Below are 24,970 nucleotides of genomic sequence, written 5' to 3'. Positions count from 1 at the left end.
TATCATTTGAATCCTCCTAGTTATTTTGTATTAATATTACTAGCTCCTATGTTGGTAACTTCACATGAAGCGTAAATATATACTTTATCCGCTCTATCTTCAACATATTCCATACATATGGATATCATATCAGCTTGCAATTCACTAAATCTATCTTCAAACTCTTTCATACTACATTTCCCTCCTTTTATAAAATTTTTAATTTTGCATTACCTGGCTTACCATCTATATTGTAAGTAACTATAAATTTGTATAGACTCATATCATTCCCAAAGTATATTACATCAACCTTAACTGTTACTTCTTTTGGTGATTTTTCTTTTAAAGCTGCAGCTCATATATTACGAATGAATAATTAAACAATATTATTGTCTCTATAAAAATAGGCTTCAAAATTTAAAGTACAACATCCTGATAACCTACCTCTGTTACTTCACCTTTCATAAGACAAAGACCTAATCCATTTTCCATATCCCACGTACAGTCAAATGTAAGTCCAATATCAAGAAAATCGATAAGATCATTATCCGGAATAAAAATTCCAACTAAGGTTATTTTTTCAAGAACTTGAGTAGCTGTTTCTATTAAAGGATAACTTTCGTTAGGCTCAACATCGTAACCAAGTTCATCTCTTTTTTGTTTATAATAATCTAATATAGACTCTAAAATACTTTGTTGTAATTGTAGCCATCTTTCTATTAAAAAGTTATATGCCGTATATTGTTCTTTCTCAAAATGACCATCATCTTCTCCCCTAACTATTAACGTCACCTTAACTTCGTTCCCAAAAAAATCAATGTTTTTATATCCAATCCAATCATAATTATTAAACTCAAGTTCGCCAAAATCGGCATCATTTATTTTCATTACATATCTCCTTTATTGTTTACTCTTTCTCCCGAAGTTCGTTCCACCCTATTTACGTGTACTTCCATTAAGTAATGTTTCTTGATCTTTTATGAAGAATGGGGTATTGTCCATGTCTTTTGCTAATATATTTTCAATTATATAATATTAGCAAATTTTGTTAACTTGAATTCATATAAAATAATTTTATAGCATTGCATGCACTAATAAAAAAAGCACTTGGTTGCCTTAAGTTCATTTTTTTGGGTGAACATACATTTATAAGCTTTATAATAGCAGCACGATACCTTTTATATCCTACACAAATGATATATTAAAATTTATGTTTTTGTTATTTTAGTACTTGTATCATTTGAAACCCCATCCAATATACTTATTTTTTTAACTGAATGTCTAATATAAGTTGTTCAATACTATCAGCTAAAATTTCATACGTTCCATTTTCAAAGTCTTCTAATTTAACTACACCCGTATTATTATCAATTACTATCAAAAAACCAGTTTCACCTTCTACACCTAATGGTATATTATCTAATTTATCTTCATGAGTTTCTTTATAACCAATTAATTGAACAACAAAATTATTTAATTCAATCCCTGGTAATACTGGTTCGAGTATTATATTATACGATTTATAAAAACCGGCCAATTCTGCAAACCAATAAGAATTAAAATACTCTTTAATTGATTCATGAAAAATAATCCCTAGTCCTTCCTCTATATCTAGAAAATCATGAATTACATTTTTTTCAACAGGTTTCCAACATATATATTCCTCTTCGTCAATTTCATCTTCATATATAGTCGGTATAACTGCCTCATTCCATGGTACCTTAGGCAATGAATTATTAAATCCATGCCATACTTCTATAAGTTGTTCAAAATATTTCAGCATCTCTGCCTTCATCTTAATTCACTCCATTTAAAAAATTATTATTTATTAAGAAGTTTTTGGAGCATCTCTGCATACGGACTATCACTACCCTATATACCTAAACGCTTCTCGGCAGTACGAATTCCTCCAAATTCCGGATGTAAAGGTTTCGGTATTTCAGCCGCTTGTCCTCCACCACCAATAGGATGGTGAATTAATTGAGTTCCTCGCAAACCTTGTGCGTCATATTAATCAAAATATCTTTTAAAAACAGCATTATTAACCGGCGTATTTAGAGTTGGATGTTTTCCTTCATTTTCACCATCACTTTTTGTACGGATTTTCGATGAAATTGAATTTCCCATTCTTTCCATTTACTTCTCTCCCCGTATTGGAGCCTTTCCCAGGCGTATTCCCCAACAGGTCGATGCCATTTTCCATTTGATCTTGATTGATAATAGCCTTTAAGTACATTACCCGTACCCTATGTTGTAATCTTAAAATAAAAAGCACTTGTTGTCTTTAGCTGACAATCAAGTACTCAAAGTTCATCTCTTTTAAATAGCATTAATTTTGTAAGTTTTAGAGTACTATGGCACCTTTTATATGTATTGACAACTACTACGTAAAAACTTACGAGTTTGTACGAGTTCATTAGTTTCATATATTTATATTCGTCGCATAGTATTAAGGCACATGCTCCTTATTATTACTGAACTGGCCCCATAAAATGAGTAATAATACGAATATGTTCTTTCAATTTGATTTTTTTTAAATTCTCTACTTTTTCTGCTCCACCAAGCCCTAACAAAGGGATGTATCCAAAACACTCGTCATAAGACACTTCTCCATATGTTTCTACTGCTTTTGGATATGGTTTCCATTTCAAATACTCTTCTCGAAATTTTTCCGAATCCAAACTTTTAAAAAAGTATAGAAAGTTTGGCATAAGTGTTTTAAGTACCCCGTATCTAAAATTAAGCAATCTTACATAACCATCAGCCCAGATGACTAAATCCCCCATACTTGTTGCAAATAAAACTAAAGAATCCGTATATCTTTGGCTACTCTCTTGTAAGATATCAATGTACTCTTCTGGATTGACACTTTTAAAATACCCCGCCATAAATGTTCCAAATCCATAATCCTGCCATAAATCTATTATTTCTTTAGGGGTTATATTTTTATACTTTTCAATGAGTTCACTCGGAACTTTATTATGTAACTTAAAATCTTTTACATATTGCTCCATTTATACTCCTCCACTACGTTAACTTTACATTTAGTCCTTCTTTATTAATAGCGTCTTCAAATTCTGCTATCGTACCTTCTTTTTCGTGTTGCATAAACTGTTTATGGTAAGGATTTTTTTTCGTAAATCACTCGCAATTTCCTCATCCTGGTAACCATATAATAAAGAACTTATTCTCTGTATATAACCATCTGAATTTTCTATACACTTTTCAAAACACTCAATACAATGGTTTACTAATGTGTCATCAACTAAAGCAATTGGTTCTGGATAATATTTGACACCTTCTTTTTCAAATGCTTTTCTACTAGTGTAAGCAACTGCATCAATAATGCAGTTCCATGCTATGACATCTACTTCATTAACTGACATCTCTTGAATTATAGTTATACCATTTTCTTCATTATCCAATAAATCATAAAGAATATCCCCTATATTTTCTTTATCTTCTACCCACTCCCAACACTTATATATTACTTCTTGGGCAAAAATTTTCTCTTCTTTTTGAGAAAATACCGACAAAACTTTTTCTGAAAGTCCAAGAAAAAATATTACTTTGCCGTCTTCTGTTAACCTATCGAAGTTTATATTAGCCATAATCAACCTCCAACTATTCAACTTACTTTCCATTTCTTATTTCTAGATTAAGCCTACCATTTACTTTAATACTTTCGTCAATTTCTAAAGTTACTTCGATTATTAACTGAATCGCTTTAACACACCAAGTGGACCTTTATCTTTCGCCAATTCCTGATAACATTTTATACATACAACTGAAGGATTTGTTAGTTAAAATAGGATTATTCGGAAATTCCCCTATGGAGCACACTCATGAAAGTTTACTAAACATGGTAATTTTATAATTTAAACCTTATCACCAAGATCTTTGTCATTACCGTGGACAAATACTATGATAAAACCACCTTTACCTAGTTACGCTTCAAAACCAATTACAATCCACTCATCTACATAACTCCAAAAACTGATATTATATTTGGGCTTTACTTTTGCAGACCAAAAGGTAGCAGTGTTATCAATACAATTATTGTAATCTATAGCTACGTAGCTCCCCATACCATTAGTGAAAAAACCAAACGATGAATCTAGGTTGATTTTTATAGGCTCTTCTAAATCATCAATAATACTCCATTCAATATCCTCGTCCCCAAGATATGTTACTGATTCAAGTGGAACTAAGCCCATTGATTCACTCGCATAGTAATAAAATCCATCATGAACATTTTCATAAAAACTTCGAATTGAAGCAGGTATTTTATCCCATGCATCCTCTAATTCTATGTTTTTTTGTCCCTTTTGAGGATTACACCCTTCGTAATATAATATGTCTCCTTTGGAATTTCTTATTGTGTATAAAATCGAATAAGTCCCTTCTACATCCATAATTTCAACATTTGTTAGATGTTTATTTAGATAGGAGATCGTATTCCGTAATTCAGTCCCTACATTTCCCCCCCATATGTTCAGAAGTAAATCAATTCTCCCTTTAATATCGTCATTATAAAACAGTTCTCTCCATTCAATTGGTATCTCATTATCATCCAGTCTACTAATTTCATCGATTGTTAATATTCGTACATTTTTATTGTACCTTTTTAAATAATTAAGTTTTTGATCCATCTACTATTCATCTCCCATTTTTCTTTGTTTATTAAAGTCGTCAATCTGTTCCTGTATCTTTCTTTCAAGTACTTTTTCTTTAACCATCCTTTATTTGAGCTAACTGATTCTGCTTTATTTAGATTTTTATACGTTCTTATGTCACCTTCTATTGGTAACAGTTTTTTTGAAGCTACTTCTTTTACAAGATTACCTGTGCCCTTAACAACATAACTTTCCAAGTTCGAGGTTCTACTCTGCATACTGAATACCTTCCTTAAAGGCCACAAAAACTTCTTTTTACACTTTCATTAATTCATACTTCTACACCTTTAATAAAAGAAAGTCTATTATCGAAATATTTCGTTAGTTTATTTTTAATTATATAATATTACTAATATATGTTAGCCTTAATTCATAAAAATAATTAAATTTATAACATGCCTATCTATTAAAAAAGCACTTGTCTTTAATCGACAAGTGCTTTAATTTCATATGTGCTTGTAAAATATAAAATAAGCAGTAAGTCTAATTCATTAGAACGAACCTTATACCTCTACTGGCCCCATAAAAGCAGTAATAATAAGAATATGTTCCTTCAATTTGACCTTTTTTAAGTTCTCTACTTTTTCTGCACCACCTAACCCTAATAGAGGTGTATACCCAAAACACTCATCATACTCTAACTCATTATATTGTTTAAGCGCTTCGGGATAAGGTTGCCAAGATAAATCTTCATCTCTAAATTCTAAATCAGCAATATTTTGAAAGAAAAATTCAAATGTAAACATAATGGTCTTTACTATACCATACCTGTAATTAAGTAATCTAACATATCCATCTGACCAAATAACCAAGTCTCCCATACCCGTAGCAAACAATACTATTGAATCCTTATATCTTTGACTACTCTCCTCCAAAATCTCTTTAAATTCCTCTGGATTTACGCTTTTAAAATACCCTTGCATAAATGTACCAAATCCATAGTTACTCCAAAAATTTATTATTTCATTTGGTACTAAGTTTTTATACTTTTCAATAGTTTCACTAGGAACTTTATTATGTAACTTAAAATCTTTCAAATATTGCTCCATTTAAACTCCTCCTTTAATGTATTAACTTTACATTCAAATAAGTATTTTTTTGTTGTTCTGGTGTCATGCTTTTTTCTATTTTCTCAATGTGTTTATCAGTAATATCTATTCTATACCGCCATTGATTACCTAAGAAATAAATTATCCTTTTATACCCCATACCATCAATTCCCTAACAGCTACTTGATTAAGAACATAAAGGTCTGCTTCGATTAGGTAGTTTCTATATTTTCAAATCCTACTATGATGTTATCTATCGTTTCTATTCATTGAATTTAAATTATTTATATAATCTAAATAATCTCCTAATAAAATTATAACATGCCTTTGTATAAAAAAAGCACTTGTTGCCTTCGTAGACAATCAAGCACTTTAAGTTCATATGTTTTTTAAATAGCATAAATTTTGTAGGTCTTAGCCTGATCTTTTATTACATCTTTCTATAAAAAACTGCAGTCCAATTGCATCTAACACTTAGGCTACACTTCATATCAGACATTTTTTCATATAAATGTTCTTAGTATATTATTTTTGTAACTTTAAATTAGAAATCAACTCATCTAGACTATCCGAAATCGCTTTAAACGAACCTCGTTCAAAATTCTCCAATTCAACCTTACCACTTACATTATGTAACACAACTATCAAACCGTTCCCCTCTACACCTATCGGAGTCTTATCAACCTTATTATGATTGTTTTTATACCCTTCTAAATTACTTTCGAAGGAATCCAATTCAATATTTGGTAATACAGGTTCTAGCCTAATATAATGATTACCAATAAATCCATCTAAATCAGCAAACCAATAAGAATTAAAATAATCATCAATTGAAGTGTGCAGTTTAATTTCAAACCTTTCCTCAATCATCGTTAAATCATTCTTATTATTTTTTTCAATAGGTTTCCATGAAATTTCTTTTTCATCATCCATTTCACCCTTATATATAAATGAAGCCACTTCTTCGCTGTATGGCGTTTTAAATAAAAAATCTAACCCTTTATCAAAATATTCTTTTCTTAAATTAAAATATTTGCTCATAGCATCCTTCATTACCAAAATAATCACCCTTACTTTTCTAATCGTTCAGCATATTTTTGGTCATTTCCCCAAACTCCTGCGCTTTTCTCAGGATGATGAATCCACCCTAACCCTGGGTATGGCTTTGAGGGTACAGGCATAACCTGACCTCCACCAGGTAGAATCGGATTATAGTTCCATATGTGAGTCACTTTACCACTACTTGGATCAGTATAATAAATTTCACTATTCTTCCCCAAAGTCTTGGTTGAGGAGGAATCCCATTTAAATCGGGTTTATCACTTGATATTATCACAACAGGACTACCGTTTTTCGAAAGGATAGTGCAAGTGGGGAAACGATTGTTCGTTTCTAGTACCAACAAAAAACATACTTGGGGCATTACCATAAGGTGGCATGAATGCTAGAGCGTCAAACTTCCTAGCGATAGACGAAAAGACCTATCGTTCTAACTCAAGCCCCCACTGAAATGTTTCATCTCAGTGGGGGCTTGAGTTGATAATCTACAGCTACTTGCAAACTATCAGTCTTCTTTTCTTCTGCAACGTCTTTGCTAGAACAAGCTATTCCTGACAATGACATGATTGGAACAACTAAAGATAACAATTTACGTTTCATTTACATATTCCCTTTATTATTTTGATTTATCTGCAATACCCTTTGTTGCTTCATCAAATATCTTTGCACCTATACGTGTCTTACCCATTGACTCATGAAGTTTAGCTTGATCTTCTTGCTCTATTGCATCAAATAGAAGTTGGAAAGCATCTTCATAATATTGCATGGATTGTTTTATCTCGTTTTGTTCTCCCTCAAATCCTGAAGGTGCTTTTAATTCCTTTAGTTTCTTAGCATTTGCTTTTGCTCCACCTACACTTAGTTGGATTTCACTTTTCTTCTGTACATAAGCCTTGATGTCTGAACCTGCTATTCCTTCAATTAAGTGCATTGTATCTGCAATTGCATTCGAACTGTCTATAATGTCTTGCTTATACTTCGTAACTTCTTCTAAATTAGATACATCGTTTGACTTAGGGGCATCATCTGTTCTTTTTATCGTGTCAGAGTCCGTATCCCCCAATGCACTCTGCTTATCCTTTACAGCTTTATTTGCATTCACAGCGCCTACTCTAGATGTTTCGTCTTGGACAGGTTGGAATCCTGATATCCAATACTTATTACCTCGTTCGATTAACTCTGTGATTTCCTGTTTCTTATCAGGGTCTATATCCTTCTCATTTGCTTTAAAATACTTAGCTTGTTTTGAGTAAGCTTTACTATAACAATCAACTGCTTTTAGTAAATCTTTATGTGATTTTGCATACTCTTTTGGTGGTTCAATCTTATCAAACTTAGCAATGATTGTTTGTAACTCAGATTCTTGTTTTAGGACTTCTTTCTTTAAAGTTTTCTCATCCTTTTCTTTATTCATTGCTACTTCTACTATATTCGTGATTTTTCCCATTAACTCAGATGATAAGCTAGTCATACGTACTGGATAAATGTCTTTCGATAACTTCTCTTTTGTTTCTGCTTTAGACTCTACTTTATCCTTCGCTTTTGAGTCTACTTTATCTGTCCCACAACCTACTAATAACATAACTGGAATTGCTAACATTACGAGTTTCTTTGCTTTCATTATGTATACTCCTATTTAAAAGTTTTTTAATTGACTACCATATGGAACTGTAACATAAAATAAATAAACAAATATAAGCTCATTTTTGTTCTTAAAGGAAATTTTAGGGATTTTAATAATATGATAACATGTATTACAGTTGTAGAGAATCCCCCTTTGTATACCTTTATTCCAAATTTATCCTTATTCATCCCGAAACAAAAATACATGTGATTTTTAGAATGGGTTGTTATAAAAATATTAAGTTGATGGGTTTGGACTGAGACGTTCAAATATTGTGCGTTCTCATCAAATACCAAACATAAAAAGGATTTTACATTTAATTCACAGGAAATCTCTCTTTTACAAGATCTTCGATATTATTTGCTTCTTTAATTTCTTTTGATGATAACCAAGTTGTGTATAATGTTCCAGTCTTATTGGTTAAATCTATGACAAAATTTTTATTATCTAGTTCTTCTTTAAGCATGATGGTTACTTTGAGCAAATCCTCAATGAAAGGGGGATTATTTTCAAATATACCGTCGCTATTAAGTGCTAAAATTACTATATATTTTCGAAGTCCCTCATGATCCGAATTTATATAAGTAATATCTTTAATTGCAAATCGATCGTTTTGCATTTCATGTAATCTTTCTTCTACTTTGGTATGCGTTCTAATCCAATTTCCCCAATATTTATGGTATCTGACATCGTAGATTTCATTGTTTGTTTCCTTCATTTCTTCTACTATTTTTCCTTTTTCATCATATTTTTTAAAACTCACTAATCTCCCTAAAGCTCTATGTTCCATTAATCTTATAACACCATTTTCATAAAATTCTTTTTGTATACCTTCTAAAGTATTATTCTCTATATGTTTAATTTCTTTAATTTGTCCATTTGGATAAAAATTAACCATTTCTCCATTTTTAATTCCATCCTTAACCATATAGTAATTTGCTAAATTACCATTCTCATAACAGTCATAAATGATTCCAGTAAAAATATGCTCATTATTGTCTCGATCATATTCTACTATAAAAGAATCGTATTCATCTCCTCCATATCCAAAATCCTCTCCAAACTTTTTGCCATTATTCATAACGTATTCTCCATTTAATATTTTATCTTCCAAATTTAGAAACCTCCGATATCATTTCAAATTCCTTCAATAAATATGAGCAATGTGGACAACACTTGAACGTAATTTCACCAGGCTTATTCTTATTAATTCCTGTTCTTATAACATTTACAGTTAAATCTTTTACTCGAACATTAGGATTCCTCTTTAGTGCTTCTTTTACGCTTTCACTGAAGTTCGTTCACCGTATCTACGTACACTTCCATTAAGTAATACCTCTTGATTTTTTATGAAGAATGGGGTATTATCCAAGCCTTTTGCTACGGGAAATAAGTCTTATTTAAAATAAAGGTGACTACCATTAAATAATCTCTTGGTCTACAATCATTTATTCAATCGGCCCCATAAACTGCGTAATTAAATAAATATGTTCAATCAATTTAACTTTTTGCAGATTCTCTACTTTTTCTGTCCCTCCTAATCCAAGAAGAGGAATATAACCAAAACACTCATTATAAGCTGGTATTCCGTATTTTTGGATGGCTACTAAATAAGGATTCCATTCCATGTCTTCTTCTAAATATTCTTCTTCCTCAAGAAACCTTAAAAATAGCTCAAATTTAGAAGCAATGACTTTTGATTTTCCTTTACGATAATTTAATTGAATAATATATGATTTATCACCATATTTCTCAAGCAAAAGGATATCCCCCATACTTGTTGTAAATAATGGTATTGTATTTTGATGTCTAATATATGTTTCTTTCACAATTTCAAAATAATCTTCAGGATTAATTAACCTAAGAAATCCATTCAAGGTCGTTCCAAATCCATACTCTTTCCAAATACCAGTTAATGATTCAGGAAGTGTATTAGAATATTTTTCAATTATACTTTCAGGGACTTTTTGTTCCAGTTTAAATTCACTCATTATTTTTAAGGTATGCAAAATTTTCCCTCCTTCAATTTGTTAATTTGACATTCAAATAGATATTTTTCAATTGCTCTTCATTCACGTTCGAAGATATTTTTCAAATTTGTTCATCTAGTACATTTATTCAATCCTCCATTGAGAACATAAATACTGAATCTCCTCAGCGACTTGACCTGGATTATATAGGACTGCTTGAGTTTTCATTCATTCACTTCCTTAAGTGTTAATCCTTATTCAATTTATCTCTTAATGCTCTTTCTCCTGCTGCTTTTTGTGCTGCATTTCCTTCTATTGCTCTACATTCATCAATAAATCGCTTCCGATTTTGCTGATACTCATATACGGTTAATGCATTCATACCTTTTTCTTGATCCTTTAACTGTCTTGCAAATTCTTCTGAATCGAATTTAGTTACGTAATTAAAGTCTACTTCAATTTCATCAATTCGCGGAACGTTATCTAGGTCCTTTACTTCCCACGTATCCTTAGTAGGTACTTAAACACAAATTTAAAAAATCCACAGTATAAAATTTTATCACTGTGGATTCTAATATTTATTTTTCTTGGCAATGCACCATATCATAAGGGTAATATGAACTATCTTTCAAGGTTGAGTCATCTAATTTAAAAATTTTAGCGATTGCTCCACTTTCAAAACTCCAGTAACCACTATAAATGTCATGTTTATTTTCATGTGCATCATACCATGCTTCTTCTGAATGTCCCTTATACCAATATTCCTTTATATATTTCTCTAAATTTTTTATAGCATTCTCTTGTGAAATTTTATTACTCTCAATTACTTCTTTTAATTTTAAATATGGATCTTTTACATAAAACTCACTTTGCTCATAAAAATCTGATGGCTCACCATTTCTAAAAGCAATAAAATAATTAATCAAATAATCATTTAATCCTTCTTTCCTTACCATCGCTATTAGTCTATTAAATTCTTTATCTTCAACATTTAGCATTACTGCTATAGATATCATCCATAACATACGTATATATCCACTTTCTTTATTCCACACTTTTTCCATTATATTTATTACTTCAGGTAAAAAATCACGAATAGTTTGAATAGAACAACCCGCAGAGTACATTGCCCTTAATTTATTAAAATGATATCCCTGTAGCGCTATATATCCATTCCTTACACCTTTATCACCTTTGCCTCTTTCCCCAATAACCTTTTCAACCAATATTAAAAACTTTTCTATTCTCTTTTCCTCATAATCGATAAATTCGTTAAAATATATATCATTTTTGATTTTATCCCTTAGCATAATTTCTCTTCCACCTTTTATATGTGGTAACAACTATTACGTTAAAACTTACGAGTTTGTACGAGTTCGTTTAATATACATTCCATAATTTATATTCAGCCTCCAGTAAGATGTCATCTCGCCAAAGCTCGTACCTCTTTTTCTATTCTATCATTACACATAATACTCCATGATGGTACAACCATCATGGAGTATATAGTTCAAATATCCTATTATTTTTTATCCACTTCACATAAACTTTATTTTTCATTCATCATTATATTTTTTAATCGTGTAATTTACTTAAAAAATCAGTAAATGTATCTGCAATGTAAAATACATTTTCTCTTGCCAGTTCTTCTACTTGTGCTTCTGTTAACCCTTCTTGACGCATTAACATTTCTTTTTCGCCAGCATTCTCATGTTCCCAAAATACCACAACAGGGTTACTTTTGGCATTTTTATAGTCAAAACATATTAAATTTCCTGCTGGATCAATTGCAATAGGGAAAATCTTTTGCGGAAGCGTAGGTTTGTATATTTCATACTTTTTAACAATGTACTCACTACTTTCCTCATCAAAACTAAATAAACTGCCAAAGCAACGCTCTACATTGCCTACATTAAATTCTTCTGGTAATACACTCGCACCTCCATTTATTTTTACACACTCAATATAATCTTGAGGTAACTGGAAGCCTAATTGTAATCCAATTTCTTTAATCTTAGTTTCTGATACTTCTGCATCAGCATATTCCCACTCTAAATCTTTTCTCATCTCATACCCTCTCCCCATCATTTATTTCCACCAATATGGTTAACTGCCCCATGAATATCTTCTAATACTAATTACATCTTTCCAGGAACCTGATGATGGTGCCAAGTAACCTCCTTTATTCTAGCTCTTCCCTTTTCAATCTGATCAAGCTATTGTGGAGTAAAAAGTTCTCTTGGCACTTCACCTTTTTCAATTTTTAAACTGTATATCATCTAGCTTAATATATAAACTTTTATCTAGTTTCATTGTAATCTTAACATCATTCCCTTTAAAATATTGGGAATCTTAAAATATCAAGCCGACAAACTATAATATCAATGGTATTGCCGATGAAATTAATATTATTGAGGATTTGCGAGCGAATGTCGGTTTTTGTTGAAAAAATAAGAATGAAAAAGGCGAGCTTTTTTATTTAGATTGATTGATTCGAGTGCATGTTGGAAGTGGCAATGAATGCTTTAGAGCATTTACAGAACTTCTTTACAAGCAACGAATCGAACGAGACATGAGAAAAGCTATCCTTGAAGTTCGTAAAAACAAATTGAATAATCTACGAATTGCTGGTAAAAACAAAGAAACCATTAACTTAAACGAAGATGATAAATAAATCTTGTCATGAAATGACACTATAAAAAAAGTCAACAGACCATTACGTTCTCCTAACGTCGCTGTTGACTTTTCTTATTGGAAATGTATTTTTGTTAGTGATCAAGGAACTCACAAAATAGCATCAATTTCCTTTTACAATTTGAACAATATCTTTCTCATCTTCACTTATCAAATCATAAAATCCTACATGAACACCTTCTTTATACAACCAACATAGGTCTGTTCCATAGGGAGCATCAAAAATTTCTAACATAACTGGGGCTATTTCTAATACAGAGTTTGCTCCTAAAACTTGAAAATTACTAGAATCATTTACATATTCATCATTATCTTCTGAAGAGTAAATAGTCCACCCATTTAATTGAGGAACTTCTGATTTTTCTCTAAATGTATAACGTATTGGTTTTCCGGCTACAACATTCTTAGAAACAATAAAACCTCCATAGTCAGAATGATTAACTTTCATATTCACACTCCTCAATAAGAGTTAATAAATCATTTCTCAAAGAATACTCTTCGGTATAACCCACACCTTTTGCTCTTCTAATTTCAATTATACAATATTAACAATTTATTTTCTTTTATTAATATATACCGCGCATTATTCATTAAGTTTAAATACATCTATGAAAAAAGCACTTGTTGTCCAAAATAACAATCAAGTTCTTTAATTTCATATGTTTTATAAGTAACATTAATCCGTCACTATTCTTTTTTTTCAATAGTCCAACTAAAGCTAGTTAATTTGGATATTTTACATGTTTACTCGGTAATTATGCATTCCTTAATTTAACAAAAAATATTTTAAGATTTATTTTGCTCTTCATATTCTTTCATCTCTTCGAATTTTCTTCGCTCATTTTCATTACTAGGTTTCTTCCCTAAATATTTATATTCAAAATAATTCACTCGGTCACTCGGTCCAAAAGTAGATTGATACCATTTAGTATACCCATAATGAATTTTTACTTTACCCTCAGATGTCACAATCATGTCAAAAGAATACCAAGGTTCCTGATTATTTTTTGTAAATATTTCCTGTAACTCTATACTTAAATGAAATAATTCATCATATTTCTTATCATATTCTTTTTCACTTACATTAAATACATCTGGTATATCATGGGAATATATATATTCATCTAATCTATCTGGGGTATTGAAAAAGAATAATACCCCACCCTCTTGGTTATGAATCTCTGCATTAAAATAAAAGATATCCCATTCTACGGGAATTGTATCATTTATTTTTTGAGCTATATTTTGATAGATTTTATTTAATTCTAATTCGAACACTTTTACATCAACCTCCTGTTTTATTAAGTATTTCACGTATTACCTTACGTTGACCTTCAATTTGGTATTTTATTTTAAATAAGTTTGGTCTTAGCGATGAACCTAAGTATACTGGTTCAATCTTTACTGATACTTTTTTAGGAGGCTTTCCACCTAATGCATTAGCCCATTCTACACCCGAACGATTAATTTGTTTATTTTGAGCGACTAAATTATCAATATGACCGGATCCATGGAATTGCGTTCCTATCAAGTGCCCACCATCATCATAATCATCATCAGGCAATCTATCTTCTCTTCCTGCAGCCACTTGCATTCCTGTGTTTCGTTTTCCTTTTTGAAGTATTAATCCTTCCGCCTCGACATCTACTATTCTACCAAGTTCATCTGTTGTATATTTATAACCGTCCTCAATAATATAGCGTACGTTTGGCGCAAGTTCTTTCCTTCCATTTTCCCTTTAATAATGTGCTTCCTAAGATCTTTCTCTTTTATTTCAGCTATCTTAGGAGTTTCACCCGTACCCTTTAGTTAAAACAAAAAGCGATAACTGGAGTACCAATTATCACTTACTAAGTCAAACTATTTTATATACTATAAAGTAACAATTATTTTATTTTCTATGATAGTTCTAAAATTAGTGTAATTTCTCATCATGTTATTACCATATGTACTAACTGCTTCATTACCACACACCATACTTTCATAGTTGTCTTTAAATTCTTTTTTTATCGAATCTTCCAAACTATTATGGTATCTTTTGATAGCTTCCTCTGCCAATTCGCGCGACCCGTGTGTTAATATAAAATTTATATCTACCATATAACCCTTTTGAGGATAAAAACCCCTTTCAACAACCTCTTTTACAAAGTTGTTCAAATCATTCGTGCACCTTTCTACAATTGGCATAAATACACTATTTAACCAATTAGTGAATTCGTTAACTGTCCGCTCCCACTCTTCCTCATTTGCAATGTTCCAATATAACTGACCGCTTGGTACATTGCACTGACGTGTATTAATATGAAATATTTTATCTTTAGATTTTAAAGGGAGAATTGCGCATTCACCATAAAATACTACATTTTTATCAGATATATTATTCCAACTTGTATAAAAGAGTACCTTATAAATGAAATTTTTATCTTTTTTACTCATCCAATGACCAGACTTAGAATACTTCCAACCATTATCTAAATACTTTTCAGATATTAGATTACATACGCATTCAAATGCTTTATTAGCTTTCACATTACACCTCCAATAATCCCTTGCAATTTTCAATTAATTTACATTTACATCATTTAATATAGTTCCAACTAATTCTCCATATGAAAAATCAACTTCATCAAAACATGTTTCAAAACAACTAGTTATATTTACCTTTGCATATTTCATATTGGCCTTAGAGAAATTAGCTTCACCAAATCTACAATCTGCAATATGCATTTCCTCTAAATTACAGCTCCTGAAATCAGCCAACTCAAAATCACAATCAAAAAAAGATGCTCTCATTAATGAAGACGCCCTTAACAGAACTCGTTTTGCCATGATACACTCTGCCCTCATCTCTGAAAAATCTGAAAAAGTAAGATCTAAATCACTCATATCTAGTCCATCTATAACCTCATCATTGTATTGAGATCGATTTAATATTTAATATTTCCATGACTTTTATTCTATTGTTGCTATTCTCCTTCATTATTACTATCTCCTTTGATTTATCTTTTAAGATAAATCTCCCAAACGACATTTGGAGAATAAGATACCCCCATCCGATCCTCATCAAAACTTGGTATAGCTATTACTTGAGCTGGTTCTAAATATTCCATTACATGTAACCAACTATCTAGTAATATATCACCATCAGCCTCTAATGGGGCCTTTAAAAGATCTATGCAAATACCACCCCAATCCAGTTCCGATATAACTCCTGGACTCTTTAACAATAAATCTCTACCAAACATGTCCAAAACATGACTACCAAAATATGTTCTAGCTCCTAGCCCCAAGGGACCGTTGGGAAGAAACTCGACTGGTATAGGTAGTGAAGATATATTCATCCACATAAGCAAACGTTCACGTTCCGTATTCCACGGATAGGGTACTGGCCAACAAATTTGCGCCACTCCATAAAGTGGTTTCACAATTTCTGCGATTTGATCAGATAGTTCAAAAAAATCCGGCCACATTTTTTTTGGTACAGACTTTTGAAACTCAAACTCCAAAAATGAGCCATGGCCCAAGTTAACTTGAAAGCTCCCTCTATAGTTTACAGATTTATCACGATACAAGTGAACTTCAGATACCCTACGCTCCGAAATCACTTTTCTAATAATTTCCTGGCGGTTATATTCTACCCGTATTGTTTCACAGTTGCCCCAATGAGTAGGAGCAAATTTCTCATTTGACTCAAACACATCCAGAAGACGCCCCAGTATCTCTTCCTCGTTAAAAGATACTGTGGGGTACATTGAAATTGAAAAATAATTAGGTTTCATTTATATCCTCCTTAATACTAAAAATAAAGCCATGTAACTATTTTATATTTCCCCATTTATCTTCACCAGGTAAATCTGAATCAGTTTCCCACTTATGAGTGACTTTATCGGTATTTAGATCATCCAAATAGTAAATGTCATCTCACCAAAACTCGTACTCCTTTTTCTTTACTATCATTTGGTCCAACCATCATGAAGTACGTACTTTCTAACAACCTATTCTTTTTCTTTCCACACAACATATACTTTATTTTCATTAACCTTCTTATGAGTTATTGTATATTTAATTTTAGCAATACGGACATTGACATATGTGCAAATGAATTAGTAAGTATAAGTTATTAAAACTAATCCTATATATCCATTCGCATAGGATCAAAACACATGCTGCTTTTTCTATTATTGGACAGGGCCCATAAACTCAGTAATAATTAGAATATGTTCCTTCAATTTCACCTTTTTTAAATTCTCTACTTTTTCTTCTCCACCAAGCCCTAGTAAAGGTGTATAACCAAAACATTCTTCATACTCTGGTTCATTATATTGTTTTATTGCCTCTGGATAAGGTAACCAACCTAATGCCCTTTGTTTAAATGCTTCTTCCTCTAAAAATCTAATAAACAAAGAGAATTTTGAGGCTAACACTTTTGTTTTACCTTTCCGATAGTTAATCATCACTATATACGACTCTTGATTTTCATCTTTCTCAAAAATTATAATATCACCTAGGGATGTAGTAAAAATAGGAATTGTTCCTTTACTCCCTAAGTATGTGTCGCTTACTAAAGAACTAAAATCATCCGGATTTATTACTTTTAAATAGCCATCCATAAAAGTCCCATAGCCATAAATTCTCCATGCTTCAATCAATTCTTTAGGAAGGTATTCTTTATACTTATTTATTGTATACTCTTCTACTTTACTATTTTTTTTAAAATCACTATAAATACTCAATTGACATTCCTCCTTTACTATGTAAATTTAACATTTAAATACGTACTTTTCCGTTGTTCTAAGGTTAAACTGTTTTCAATTCCTTGATTTGTTCATCAACAATATCAATTCTATACCGCCATTGACTACCTAGTGAAGAATTTATCCTTTTATCTCCCAGCCCACCAATATGCAACGGATTCCCCCCTGCTATTTGATCCGGATTATGAAGTGCTACCTGTGTTTTCAACCAACTAGCTGCTTGTTGTGCTGCATCTCCTTCTATTGCTCTACCTTCATCAATAAATCGCTTCCGATTTTGCTGGTACTCATATACAGTTAATGCATTCATACCTTTTTCTTGATCTTTTAACTGTCTTGCAAATTCCTCTGAATCGAATTTAGTTTTATAATTACAGTTTACTTCAATTTCATCAATTCGCGGAATGTTATCTAGGTTCCTCACTTCACCCGTACGCTTCGCTTTTTACTATAAGCTTTTAATTTCAGTATAAAATTATAAAAACCTTGAGAGGCATATAGCCCATCAAGGTTCACTTTAGCAATTACTTTTCTCCACTTCCTCAAACCATAAATCAAAAATATCATTCGGTAATAGTTCTTCATCATTTGAATAAACTAAATCATATCTATATTTTCCTTCATAATTAACTTTAACATTAACAGAAACCTTTTTTTCACCTTTTATAGCCGCAGCCCATCGATTTTCTAACTTCTTGTATTTACTCAAATTCACATTACTCGATTGAGATACAAGATTATCTAAATCTGGAGACCCACCAAATCTATCACCAGCTAAATGTCCAGCGTGGTCTCCTGGTTCTTTTCCTGGTGTATTCGATTTATGTGACAATCTACTATCTCTTTCTGTTAATTTTAAGTCATCTGCATTAAACTCTTTAAGTCTCCCCATGTTGTCTGTCTCATATAAATACTCATATTCACCTGCTTGATACTTAACATCTTAACATCTGGTTTTAATGTTCCATCTTTAAGCAGATGACTTCCGTCCCTAATGATATCATCCAGAACCTGACTAGTTTTATTACCCGTACCCTTAACCCCACCACTCTCCAAATTCGAGATCCTACTCTGAATACTCGCCTTCGAGGCATCATGGGCTTCTTGGAATTTCCCGCTATAGTTCGTTCCAGATCTAGCAACACTTCCATCTGGCAGTATTTCTACACCTTTAAAGATTGGGGATACGGAGTCCACACCTTTTGCTAATGTATTTTCAATTATATAATACTAGTAATTTCTGTTAGCTTTAATTCATAAAAATAATTTCTATAAATTTATAATACCTTTCAATTTAAAAAGCACTTGTTGCCTCAAATAGACAATCAAGTGCTTTAAGTTTATACGTTTTTAAGTAGCATAAATTTGTAAGTTTTGTAGTTACAGTATGACACCTTTTATATGTGGTGAAAACTACTACGTTAAAACTTACGAGTTTGTACGAGCTCGTTAGTTTAATATACAATCCATGTGTTTATCGCCACCAAGTAAAATGTCATCGCACCTAAGCTCGTACTTCGTTTTCTATTCTATCATTGCACGTAATACTCTATGATGGTACAACCATCATAGGAGTATTTACTCTTTTAACAGTTTATTTTTTTTCATCCATCTTCCGCTTTAAATATTCAGCAATTTCTGTTTGCCCAAATTCTCTAGCATATTCATATGCATCCATATTCTTAATACTCTCTCCAGTATATCTAATTGAAATATCTATTCCTTTTTCAACTAGAAACTCAACTACTTCTTTATGCCCACCATAAATTGCTCCAAATAATGGATTTCTTTTCGCTAAGCTCACATCTAATTCTGCGCCGGTCTCTATTAAATACTTTACTATCTCCAAATGCCCCTCTCCTGCTGCCAAATTTAATGCAGAAGCATCAAATGTACCACCTTTAGCATCAATATCTATACCTTTATTAATTAGATACTCAACTATTTCAAGGTGTCCTTTCTTGGCAGCTACATGTAACCACGTGCCAAATGAAGTCATTGTGTTTAAAATTTCATTATCATCACCTATTAATTGTTTTACTTCACTAGTATCTCCCAATTTAATTGCATTCCTTATTGCTTTGTTTACAATTTTTTTATCCAAAACATATCCTCCTTAAATTCAATTATCTTCTGCTAGCTAATACACCTAATTCTTTAAGAGCTTCAACGATATCGTCAAGCTCACCACCCTCAAATTCAACAGCCCTTAATCGAGTTACGACATTCTCCAAAGCATCAAGACTATGTTGTCCTATTACAGCATTTGGTGCCCAAACAAGGTTTTCTTTACCAATTATTGAATCTATTCCATACCTTCTTAATATTTCTTGACCTTCTCGAACCAGTTCTTGTTGCTTCTGACGAAGGCCTTTTTTAAATAAAATATGATGTGCATGTGGTTTTATCATATCATTAAGATAATCACTTACGGTTTTACCCGTACCCTTAACCAAAAACATAAAAGAAGAAAGAGGTATTCATTACAAACTACTAGTAGAAGAACGCAAACGTTCAGATAGACGAGAAATAGAATTGTTCATAAACTTAGAAAAGAATACAGAACAATTAGAAGGTATTGCTACTACCCTTTAAAAAGTTCAATTTAGTTATGCTAGCTTAGAGAACAAAGTAATGCAAAACTTCGAGTATCTTGAAAGTAAAATTGAAAATGTAAAAATGCAAGTAACCAAAAAGGAAGGCCACGAATAATTCCTGGCCTTCCTTTTTGGTTTCTAAACCTAAAAATCTCTTTAAGTTTATAGACTTTGTATCAAAATTTTAAAAACCTTTTATTCAAAACCGATAACAATCCATTCATCTACAAAATTCCAAAAGTGAACATTATATTTAGGCTGGCTCTTAGCTGACCAAAAAGTAGCATTGTTATTCTTACAATTTTCATAATCTATAGCTATGTAGCTCCCCATACCATTACTAAAGAATCCAAAAGATGTTTTTAAATTAATCCTTATAGGTTCTTCCAATTCATCTATAATCCCCCACTCTAAGTCATCATCCCCAAAGTAAGTTATAGCTTCTAATGGCATCAATCCCATTGATTCACTTGTGTAATCATAAAATCCATTATGAACATTTTCGTAAAAGTCCCTAATAGATTCAGGAATTTCTCTCCATGAAGATTCTAATTCCTCATTATTAAAACTATCTTTAGGATTTCTTCCTTCATAATATAAATCTTCTCCACCTTGATTTTTTATTGTATACAAGATTGAATAGGTGTCCTCACTTACCATCAGTTCAATATCCTCAAGGTATTCTGATAAGTAAGCAATAGTATTAGATAAATTATTATCTACATATTTTTTCCATATACTTAAAATTTTCTTGATTCTCTTTTCTCTATCCTGTTCACTAAATACTTCCACCCATAAATCAGGAATTAAAGATAAGTTTATATTCTTAAATTCATTTGCATTAATCAATTGAATATCTTCATTATACTCTCTTAATATATCTAACTTAGAACTCATTTTTTCCCCATCCTTTTTAATATTATTTTATATTATTCTTTGTTAAAATCATCAATTTGTTTTTGCAATATTCTTTCAAGTTGTTTTTCTCTTGTAAACATCTTGCTCCTAAAGTCAGGACTAACTTCTATCTCATCTGGTGTTCCCTTTTTATAATGTGTCCATTCTCCATACGATTTAGATTGCTTTGAAGTGTTTGCAGATTTACTTAATCCTGTAAAGTTTTCCGGGTTATTTAATACTTCTAACTGTTGTTTTTCTGTTAAATTACCAAAACCCTCCATACTTGCAATTCTGTCCATAGACACAATATGATCTGCTTCTAGTGAACCTATAAAAGTTTTTCCAGGAAGAGCTTGATCTTCCGTTTCTATCTTTTTATTGTGGCCTTTATTTACTTGTTTTCTTATTTTTGCTGTCGGTGTTTTTTTTCTTAATGCTTCATATTCTTCATCTGTAATCTTTCTCTCACCGTACCTAGGAGGAATTCCACTTTCACCCGTACCCTTAACCCCACCACTCTCCAAATTCGAGATCCTACTCTGAATGCTCGCCTTTGAGGAATCATGGGCTTCTTTTACGCTTTCACTGAAGTTCGTTCCACCATATCTACGTACGCTTCCATCAAGTAATACTTCTTCACCTCTAATGAAGGCGGTTGTTTCGTCCACACCTTTTGCTACTAAACCTTTAATGAAATAGTCCGCATCATTAATCTTATCTACGGTTTTCCAGCCTTGTATTTTTAAATTTTTTAATAGATTATTTTCCTTAAGCGATTGTACCACATTTTTACCCAAATTTGGATTAAAACCAGGCATTCCTTCTTTGAATTTTAATAATTTCGCTAAATCAGCTAATTCATTCGTGCCTTTGAATGCTTTTACTCCTTTTCCTACTGCTCCAACAACTGGGATTGCATCTAATCCGCCAAAAATGATGTTTCCTACCCGCTCTTCTTGGCTCAATTTCCGGTGTGTTCCCCAGTCTTCTCCGTCGATACCACTTTTTATTTGTACAGCACCGTATACAACTGCGGCAGCGGTTCCGAGTGGCGGGCAAAGGATTGTTGTGATGATGATCCCTACGCCTATTCCTATGTCTCGCACCATTTCTAGTTTTTTCTGTTCATCTTCTATCGATTTGTATTCAAATCCTCGTGTGGATGGGACTACTTTCTTATATTCTTCATAATTTAGTTTTGCATCTGGGTTTTGTTTTTTTAGTTCTTTGTACTCCGCTCTCAGTACGTTATCAAATGCAGGTGAATCTCTAAAAATATCTTCTATTGTTATTTTATCTTTTTTTGTTTTTATTGTTTGTGGTACACTTCCGTACCCTGCGTGCGCATCTGGTAATACTGTCGTTGTTGTAGAGCCAATTCGGTTATTTGTTTCGAAGCTAAGAATAGATGTATCTCTCATTTTTTGAGCGAATTTATCCATTTCTACTAAAAAAGGTTTATCTATATGTTCAGAGACCAATCGCCCTGCTTCTCCGCAATACCTTTGTAATGTCGAATAGCTATCAAGTAATTCCCCGATTTTTTGCGATTGATCTTTTGGGTTAAAATGTATACTGCCATCTGAGTCTAAATCTCGTATTCTTCCATCAATTTTTTTCAATAATTCATTTGCGCGCTGTAATTTTATGAGTGCATCTTTTGTAATTCGATTCATACCATCCCCCATGTTTTGCCATGGTTCAGGTCTATATTTCACATCCATTTCGTTTTCATCCCCCAGCCGTATGGTGATTTCTACAACTTACTTAATATTTCACGTAATTGTTCGTCCTTTTCAAGCATTTCTACACATGCGACCCTTACAAGTCTCGCCGACCTAGAATAGTGTTCAGCAAATTCAAGTGTTTTGTGTAATATATCAGGATATTTTTCAATTACTCTCATCGCTTCACCTTTTTGATAAAAATCACTGCTTAATAAACTCTCAATATTCGTTCCAATGACGTCTACATGGATTTTATATATATCTTCTAATTTCATTACTATATCAAGTAGTTCTTGAAAATTAACTAATACTTCTTCTCCACCACCAGAACCACCGTCTCCCATTGATACTTGCATTATTCAATACCTCCTAACGAAAATTGTCTCGGGTCAATTAATTTTTTATACGGCATTTTTAACACGTCATACAATTTCTTATTCACCGCATAGAGGCTCACCCAGTCATATCGATTACGTTCTACATCTATTTGAACGTAATCTTCTCCTTCAGTGAAATATAAGAAACATTCCCATTTTCCTCCTCTATTACTACGAGGCCTCTTATACGTTTCTATCGCTATAACATCTTTATTTGATAAATCTTTTTCCTCAAATGTTTGTTGTTCTGTTTCTGTCATTCTCTTTGAGAAAAATGTATCTTCTATGTCCCTCGGTTCTCTCAATAAGAAGGGGATGCGTGTTAATAAGGAAAAATATACGTCTGGCTTTGGTATGTAGTCGATCTCGTATTTTTTATTTGGCTCAATTTCCGTTAATACAGCCACTCGGTCTTTATCCTCTTTTAAAAATCCAATTAATACATTATTCATTCTCGTGTATTCATGACAATTTTCATATTCTTTTAATAGCTCAATCATTTGAAAAGCTGCAGGGGTAATTCCATTTTCACTTGTAAGTAAGCCTTTTTCTTTTAAACTCGCAGTTGCTTTCGTGACACATTCTTCATCAAGTAAAATAATTGCGTCACGGTTTGGCAATCCAAATATATCGGTAACCCCAGCTGCACCTGCGAGAACATATAATTCAGCAGGTGCAAAGTTCATTTCTTTCCCCATTCTTTTATCCCTCATTTCTCCATCACAATTGTTTTATCGCCCTTACTTCCGATATATCGCCGTACGTTTGAATACTTTTCTCTAACTCTTTCAAAGCTTTCGTATGTCCTTCAAATGCCTCTACCATTTCTGAATTATATTGAATAATTAAATCTAGATAACTTAAAAAGGCATCTCTCGTTTTTCCATTCCAGTTCGCACATGTAACGTATGCTTTTAAGTTTTTCGCTTGATTTAAAGAATCCTTCATACCATTTTCAATATTTTGCGCGTAAGAAATGGCACTTGCTGTGTTACTTCCTATAATTTCAACCTCTTTGCCACTCATGTGGATTCCCTCCATTCTTTCTATACTTAATGGATAAGTTTTTCAATTTCCTTTTTCTTTTCTTCAAAAGCCTTGGTCGCTGCAGCGTATGCTGATGCTTTCTCCGCTTCTGCTTTCGCTTTATATTCCAAATACTTTGCATAAGCTGTACTTTTTGCAGATCCAACATCGCTTAATGCACTTTTAAAATAGGATACTAATGTATGTAATTCTTCATCCTTTTCATGACGTTTTTGTTCAAATTCAACTGCCGGAATTTTATTAGCTTCTAAGCCATTACTTTTACTCTCATAATCTCTCTTCGCTGATTCAGCCTCTTGAATAAATTGCTTCAACTCTCTTTCTTGATTTTTTAAATAATCATGTAAATCATCATATCGATCTCGTTTCCTCGCACTTTCTGTAAAACCAGACGCATTTAAAAAGGCATTGTACAATTCATCTAACATCTTTCTCCCCCTTTAGCACAATAACTACGTAGTTAAATTCGTATATTTAAACATGAATATTCATTACATTGAGAATTTATAAATAATTA

General features: G+C 32.1%; 32 protein-coding genes and 3 pseudogenes. All 35 read right to left on the bottom strand.

Annotated features, from left to right (window positions below; genetic code table 11):
* Window positions 1-20 precede the first annotated feature (20 nt).
* Window positions 21-170 carry a hypothetical protein gene (locus QCI44_RS11570; RefSeq protein WP_176542258.1) on the bottom strand — a complete coding sequence of 50 codons (150 nt, stop codon included), beginning with the start codon at window positions 168-170 and terminating at the stop codon, window positions 21-23.
* A 226-nt stretch (window positions 171-396) separates the two neighbouring features.
* Window positions 397-867: a DUF6985 domain-containing protein gene (locus QCI44_RS11565; protein ID WP_000700046.1), complete on the bottom strand. Its 471-nt coding sequence runs from the start codon at window positions 865-867 to the stop codon at window positions 397-399.
* Between the two features lie 373 nt (window positions 868-1,240).
* Window positions 1,241-1,774, bottom strand: coding sequence for a SecY-interacting protein Syd (locus QCI44_RS11560; RefSeq protein WP_098986738.1), 534 nt, complete (start codon window positions 1,772-1,774; stop codon window positions 1,241-1,243).
* Between the two features lie 77 nt (window positions 1,775-1,851).
* Window positions 1,852-1,974, bottom strand: coding sequence for a hypothetical protein (locus tag QCI44_RS11555; protein WP_255302416.1), 123 nt, complete (start codon window positions 1,972-1,974; stop codon window positions 1,852-1,854).
* 15 nt (window positions 1,975-1,989) lie between these two features.
* Window positions 1,990-2,115 carry a hypothetical protein gene (locus QCI44_RS11550; RefSeq protein ID WP_262984261.1) on the bottom strand — a complete coding sequence of 42 codons (126 nt, stop codon included), beginning with the start codon at window positions 2,113-2,115 and terminating at the stop codon, window positions 1,990-1,992.
* A gap of 335 nt (window positions 2,116-2,450) precedes the next feature.
* Window positions 2,451-2,993: a T6SS immunity protein Tdi1 domain-containing protein gene (locus QCI44_RS11545; protein WP_098413139.1), complete on the bottom strand. Its 543-nt coding sequence runs from the start codon at window positions 2,991-2,993 to the stop codon at window positions 2,451-2,453.
* Between the two features lie 66 nt (window positions 2,994-3,059).
* Window positions 3,060-3,590 (bottom strand): Imm6 family immunity protein, encoded by a 531-nt coding sequence (locus QCI44_RS11540; protein WP_098413138.1) that lies wholly within the window; start codon window positions 3,588-3,590, stop codon window positions 3,060-3,062.
* A 336-nt stretch (window positions 3,591-3,926) separates the two neighbouring features.
* Window positions 3,927-4,631 carry an SMI1/KNR4 family protein gene (locus QCI44_RS11535; RefSeq protein ID WP_098413137.1) on the bottom strand — a complete coding sequence of 235 codons (705 nt, stop codon included), beginning with the start codon at window positions 4,629-4,631 and terminating at the stop codon, window positions 3,927-3,929.
* The gene (locus tag QCI44_RS11530; RefSeq protein ID WP_353811135.1) at window positions 4,607-4,873 is read right to left on the bottom strand and encodes a hypothetical protein; all 267 of its coding nucleotides are present in this window, start codon (window positions 4,871-4,873) and stop codon (window positions 4,607-4,609) included. The genes QCI44_RS11535 and QCI44_RS11530 overlap by 25 nt, the downstream gene beginning before the upstream one ends.
* A 285-nt stretch (window positions 4,874-5,158) precedes the next feature.
* Window positions 5,159-5,704, bottom strand: a complete 546-nt coding sequence (locus QCI44_RS11525) for a T6SS immunity protein Tdi1 domain-containing protein (RefSeq protein ID WP_061672657.1) — start codon at window positions 5,702-5,704, stop codon at window positions 5,159-5,161.
* A gap of 13 nt (window positions 5,705-5,717) precedes the next feature.
* Window positions 5,718-5,864, bottom strand: a complete 147-nt coding sequence (locus QCI44_RS11520; protein WP_116349016.1) for a polymorphic toxin type 15 domain-containing protein — start codon at window positions 5,862-5,864, stop codon at window positions 5,718-5,720.
* A 365-nt stretch (window positions 5,865-6,229) separates the two neighbouring features.
* On the bottom strand, window positions 6,230-6,745 hold the full coding sequence (locus tag QCI44_RS11515; RefSeq protein ID WP_016087113.1) for a SecY-interacting protein Syd: 516 nt from the start codon (window positions 6,743-6,745) through the stop codon (window positions 6,230-6,232).
* A gap of 634 nt (window positions 6,746-7,379) precedes the next feature.
* Window positions 7,380-8,384: a DUF7018 domain-containing (lipo)protein gene (locus tag QCI44_RS11510; RefSeq protein ID WP_016134950.1), complete on the bottom strand. Its 1,005-nt coding sequence runs from the start codon at window positions 8,382-8,384 to the stop codon at window positions 7,380-7,382.
* A 319-nt stretch (window positions 8,385-8,703) separates the two neighbouring features.
* On the bottom strand, window positions 8,704-9,501 hold the full coding sequence (locus QCI44_RS11505) for a toxin-antitoxin system YwqK family antitoxin (RefSeq protein ID WP_353811134.1): 798 nt from the start codon (window positions 9,499-9,501) through the stop codon (window positions 8,704-8,706).
* 334 nt (window positions 9,502-9,835) lie between these two features.
* On the bottom strand, window positions 9,836-10,378 hold the full coding sequence (locus QCI44_RS11500) for a T6SS immunity protein Tdi1 domain-containing protein (protein WP_098986744.1): 543 nt from the start codon (window positions 10,376-10,378) through the stop codon (window positions 9,836-9,838).
* Window positions 10,379-10,604: 226 nt separating this feature from the next.
* Entirely contained in the window at window positions 10,605-10,817 is a 213-nt protein-coding gene (locus tag QCI44_RS30625) for a polymorphic toxin type 15 domain-containing protein (RefSeq protein ID WP_223261053.1), read from the bottom strand.
* A gap of 118 nt (window positions 10,818-10,935) precedes the next feature.
* Window positions 10,936-11,667: a PoNi-like cognate immunity protein gene (locus QCI44_RS11490; protein ID WP_098413134.1), complete on the bottom strand. Its 732-nt coding sequence runs from the start codon at window positions 11,665-11,667 to the stop codon at window positions 10,936-10,938.
* A gap of 265 nt (window positions 11,668-11,932) precedes the next feature.
* Window positions 11,933-12,424 carry an SMI1/KNR4 family protein gene (locus tag QCI44_RS11485; protein ID WP_033660170.1) on the bottom strand — a complete coding sequence of 164 codons (492 nt, stop codon included), beginning with the start codon at window positions 12,422-12,424 and terminating at the stop codon, window positions 11,933-11,935.
* Window positions 12,425-13,154: 730 nt separating this feature from the next.
* Entirely contained in the window at window positions 13,155-13,499 is a 345-nt protein-coding gene (locus tag QCI44_RS11480) for a DUF2185 domain-containing protein (RefSeq protein ID WP_061672664.1), read from the bottom strand.
* 338 nt (window positions 13,500-13,837) lie between these two features.
* Window positions 13,838-14,329: an immunity protein YezG family protein gene (locus tag QCI44_RS11475; RefSeq protein WP_098413133.1), complete on the bottom strand. Its 492-nt coding sequence runs from the start codon at window positions 14,327-14,329 to the stop codon at window positions 13,838-13,840.
* A 7-nt stretch (window positions 14,330-14,336) separates the two neighbouring features.
* Window positions 14,337-14,860: pseudogene (locus QCI44_RS11470) on the bottom strand (DNA/RNA non-specific endonuclease); the annotation flags it as partial.
* 63 nt (window positions 14,861-14,923) lie between these two features.
* Entirely contained in the window at window positions 14,924-15,580 is a 657-nt protein-coding gene (locus tag QCI44_RS11465) for a hypothetical protein (RefSeq protein ID WP_098413132.1), read from the bottom strand.
* Window positions 15,581-15,631: 51 nt separating this feature from the next.
* Window positions 15,632-16,031: pseudogene (locus tag QCI44_RS11460) on the bottom strand (pentapeptide repeat-containing protein); the annotation flags it as partial.
* Window positions 16,032-16,050: 19 nt separating this feature from the next.
* Entirely contained in the window at window positions 16,051-16,830 is a 780-nt protein-coding gene (locus QCI44_RS11455) for a hypothetical protein (RefSeq protein WP_098413131.1), read from the bottom strand.
* Between the two features lie 399 nt (window positions 16,831-17,229).
* Window positions 17,230-17,784, bottom strand: coding sequence for a T6SS immunity protein Tdi1 domain-containing protein (locus QCI44_RS11450; protein ID WP_016087098.1), 555 nt, complete (start codon window positions 17,782-17,784; stop codon window positions 17,230-17,232).
* 64 nt (window positions 17,785-17,848) lie between these two features.
* Complete coding sequence (locus QCI44_RS11445) at window positions 17,849-18,229, bottom strand: polymorphic toxin type 15 domain-containing protein (RefSeq protein WP_223261050.1); 381 nt, start codon at window positions 18,227-18,229, stop codon at window positions 17,849-17,851.
* Window positions 18,230-18,322: 93 nt separating this feature from the next.
* Window positions 18,323-19,017, bottom strand: a pseudogene (locus QCI44_RS11440) (DNA/RNA non-specific endonuclease); the annotation flags it as partial.
* A 382-nt stretch (window positions 19,018-19,399) separates the two neighbouring features.
* Window positions 19,400-19,909 (bottom strand): ankyrin repeat domain-containing protein, encoded by a 510-nt coding sequence (locus tag QCI44_RS11435; RefSeq protein ID WP_098413130.1) that lies wholly within the window; start codon window positions 19,907-19,909, stop codon window positions 19,400-19,402.
* A 22-nt stretch (window positions 19,910-19,931) separates the two neighbouring features.
* Complete coding sequence (locus QCI44_RS11430) at window positions 19,932-20,216, bottom strand: AHH domain-containing protein (RefSeq protein WP_098413147.1); 285 nt, start codon at window positions 20,214-20,216, stop codon at window positions 19,932-19,934.
* Window positions 20,217-20,597: 381 nt separating this feature from the next.
* Window positions 20,598-21,299 (bottom strand): SMI1/KNR4 family protein, encoded by a 702-nt coding sequence (locus QCI44_RS11425; protein WP_098413129.1) that lies wholly within the window; start codon window positions 21,297-21,299, stop codon window positions 20,598-20,600.
* Window positions 21,300-21,331: 32 nt separating this feature from the next.
* Complete coding sequence (locus tag QCI44_RS11420; RefSeq protein ID WP_098413128.1) at window positions 21,332-23,026, bottom strand: hypothetical protein; 1,695 nt, start codon at window positions 23,024-23,026, stop codon at window positions 21,332-21,334.
* 32 nt (window positions 23,027-23,058) lie between these two features.
* Entirely contained in the window at window positions 23,059-23,385 is a 327-nt protein-coding gene (locus QCI44_RS11415; RefSeq protein ID WP_001198193.1) for a hypothetical protein, read from the bottom strand.
* Window positions 23,385-24,104, bottom strand: a complete 720-nt coding sequence (locus QCI44_RS11410; RefSeq protein WP_088091667.1) for a DUF5081 family protein — start codon at window positions 24,102-24,104, stop codon at window positions 23,385-23,387. The genes QCI44_RS11415 and QCI44_RS11410 overlap by 1 nt, the downstream gene beginning before the upstream one ends.
* Window positions 24,105-24,126: 22 nt before the next feature.
* Window positions 24,127-24,432: a WXG100 family type VII secretion target gene (locus QCI44_RS11405; protein ID WP_016087084.1), complete on the bottom strand. Its 306-nt coding sequence runs from the start codon at window positions 24,430-24,432 to the stop codon at window positions 24,127-24,129.
* A gap of 26 nt (window positions 24,433-24,458) precedes the next feature.
* Window positions 24,459-24,881: a hypothetical protein gene (locus QCI44_RS11400; protein WP_098413127.1), complete on the bottom strand. Its 423-nt coding sequence runs from the start codon at window positions 24,879-24,881 to the stop codon at window positions 24,459-24,461.
* Window positions 24,882-24,970: the final 89 nt, after the last annotated feature.

Origin of the sequence: Bacillus cereus group sp. RP37, from assembly GCF_040459695.1 — a bacterium.
GTDB lineage: Bacteria > Bacillota > Bacilli > Bacillales > Bacillaceae_G > Bacillus_A.
Note: the sequence above shows the minus strand (reverse complement) of the source record. Positions and strands in the feature narration are given on the sequence as shown.

Coding starts and splice junctions, on each gene's coding strand:
- QCI44_RS11420 (WP_098413128.1), bottom strand. CDS start 23,026: ATGGATGTGAAATATAGACCTGAACCATGGCAAAACATGGGGGATGGT.
- QCI44_RS11490 (WP_098413134.1), bottom strand. CDS start 11,667: ATGCTAAGGGATAAAATCAAAAATGATATATATTTTAACGAATTTATC.
- QCI44_RS11545 (WP_098413139.1), bottom strand. CDS start 2,993: ATGGAGCAATATGTAAAAGATTTTAAGTTACATAATAAAGTTCCGAGT.
- QCI44_RS11540 (WP_098413138.1), bottom strand. CDS start 3,590: ATGGCTAATATAAACTTCGATAGGTTAACAGAAGACGGCAAAGTAATA.
- QCI44_RS11565 (WP_000700046.1), bottom strand. CDS start 867: ATGAAAATAAATGATGCCGATTTTGGCGAACTTGAGTTTAATAATTAT.
- QCI44_RS11485 (WP_033660170.1), bottom strand. CDS start 12,424: ATGAGAAAAGATTTAGAGTGGGAATATGCTGATGCAGAAGTATCAGAA.
- QCI44_RS11570 (WP_176542258.1), bottom strand. CDS start 170: ATGAAAGAGTTTGAAGATAGATTTAGTGAATTGCAAGCTGATATGATA.
- QCI44_RS11530 (WP_353811135.1), bottom strand. CDS start 4,873: ATGCAGAGTAGAACCTCGAACTTGGAAAGTTATGTTGTTAAGGGCACA.
- QCI44_RS11525 (WP_061672657.1), bottom strand. CDS start 5,704: ATGGAGCAATATTTGAAAGATTTTAAGTTACATAATAAAGTTCCTAGT.
- QCI44_RS11415 (WP_001198193.1), bottom strand. CDS start 23,385: ATGCAAGTATCAATGGGAGACGGTGGTTCTGGTGGTGGAGAAGAAGTA.
- QCI44_RS11520 (WP_116349016.1), bottom strand. CDS start 5,864: ATGGGGTATAAAAGGATAATTTATTTCTTAGGTAATCAATGGCGGTAT.
- QCI44_RS11500 (WP_098986744.1), bottom strand. CDS start 10,378: ATGAGTGAATTTAAACTGGAACAAAAAGTCCCTGAAAGTATAATTGAA.
- QCI44_RS11400 (WP_098413127.1), bottom strand. CDS start 24,881: ATGTTAGATGAATTGTACAATGCCTTTTTAAATGCGTCTGGTTTTACA.
- QCI44_RS11425 (WP_098413129.1), bottom strand. CDS start 21,299: ATGAGTTCTAAGTTAGATATATTAAGAGAGTATAATGAAGATATTCAA.
- QCI44_RS11550 (WP_262984261.1), bottom strand. CDS start 2,115: ATGGAAAGAATGGGAAATTCAATTTCATCGAAAATCCGTACAAAAAGT.
- QCI44_RS11515 (WP_016087113.1), bottom strand. CDS start 6,745: ATGAGCAAATATTTTAATTTAAGAAAAGAATATTTTGATAAAGGGTTA.
- QCI44_RS11510 (WP_016134950.1), bottom strand. CDS start 8,384: ATGAAAGCAAAGAAACTCGTAATGTTAGCAATTCCAGTTATGTTATTA.
- QCI44_RS11405 (WP_016087084.1), bottom strand. CDS start 24,432: ATGAGTGGCAAAGAGGTTGAAATTATAGGAAGTAACACAGCAAGTGCC.
- QCI44_RS11455 (WP_098413131.1), bottom strand. CDS start 16,830: ATGAAACCTAATTATTTTTCAATTTCAATGTACCCCACAGTATCTTTT.
- QCI44_RS11480 (WP_061672664.1), bottom strand. CDS start 13,499: ATGAAAGTTAATCATTCTGACTATGGAGGTTTTATTGTTTCTAAGAAT.
- QCI44_RS11560 (WP_098986738.1), bottom strand. CDS start 1,774: ATGAAGGCAGAGATGCTGAAATATTTTGAACAACTTATAGAAGTATGG.
- QCI44_RS11430 (WP_098413147.1), bottom strand. CDS start 20,216: ATGATAAAACCACATGCACATCATATTTTATTTAAAAAAGGCCTTCGT.
- QCI44_RS11535 (WP_098413137.1), bottom strand. CDS start 4,631: ATGGATCAAAAACTTAATTATTTAAAAAGGTACAATAAAAATGTACGA.
- QCI44_RS11410 (WP_088091667.1), bottom strand. CDS start 24,104: ATGGGGAAAGAAATGAACTTTGCACCTGCTGAATTATATGTTCTCGCA.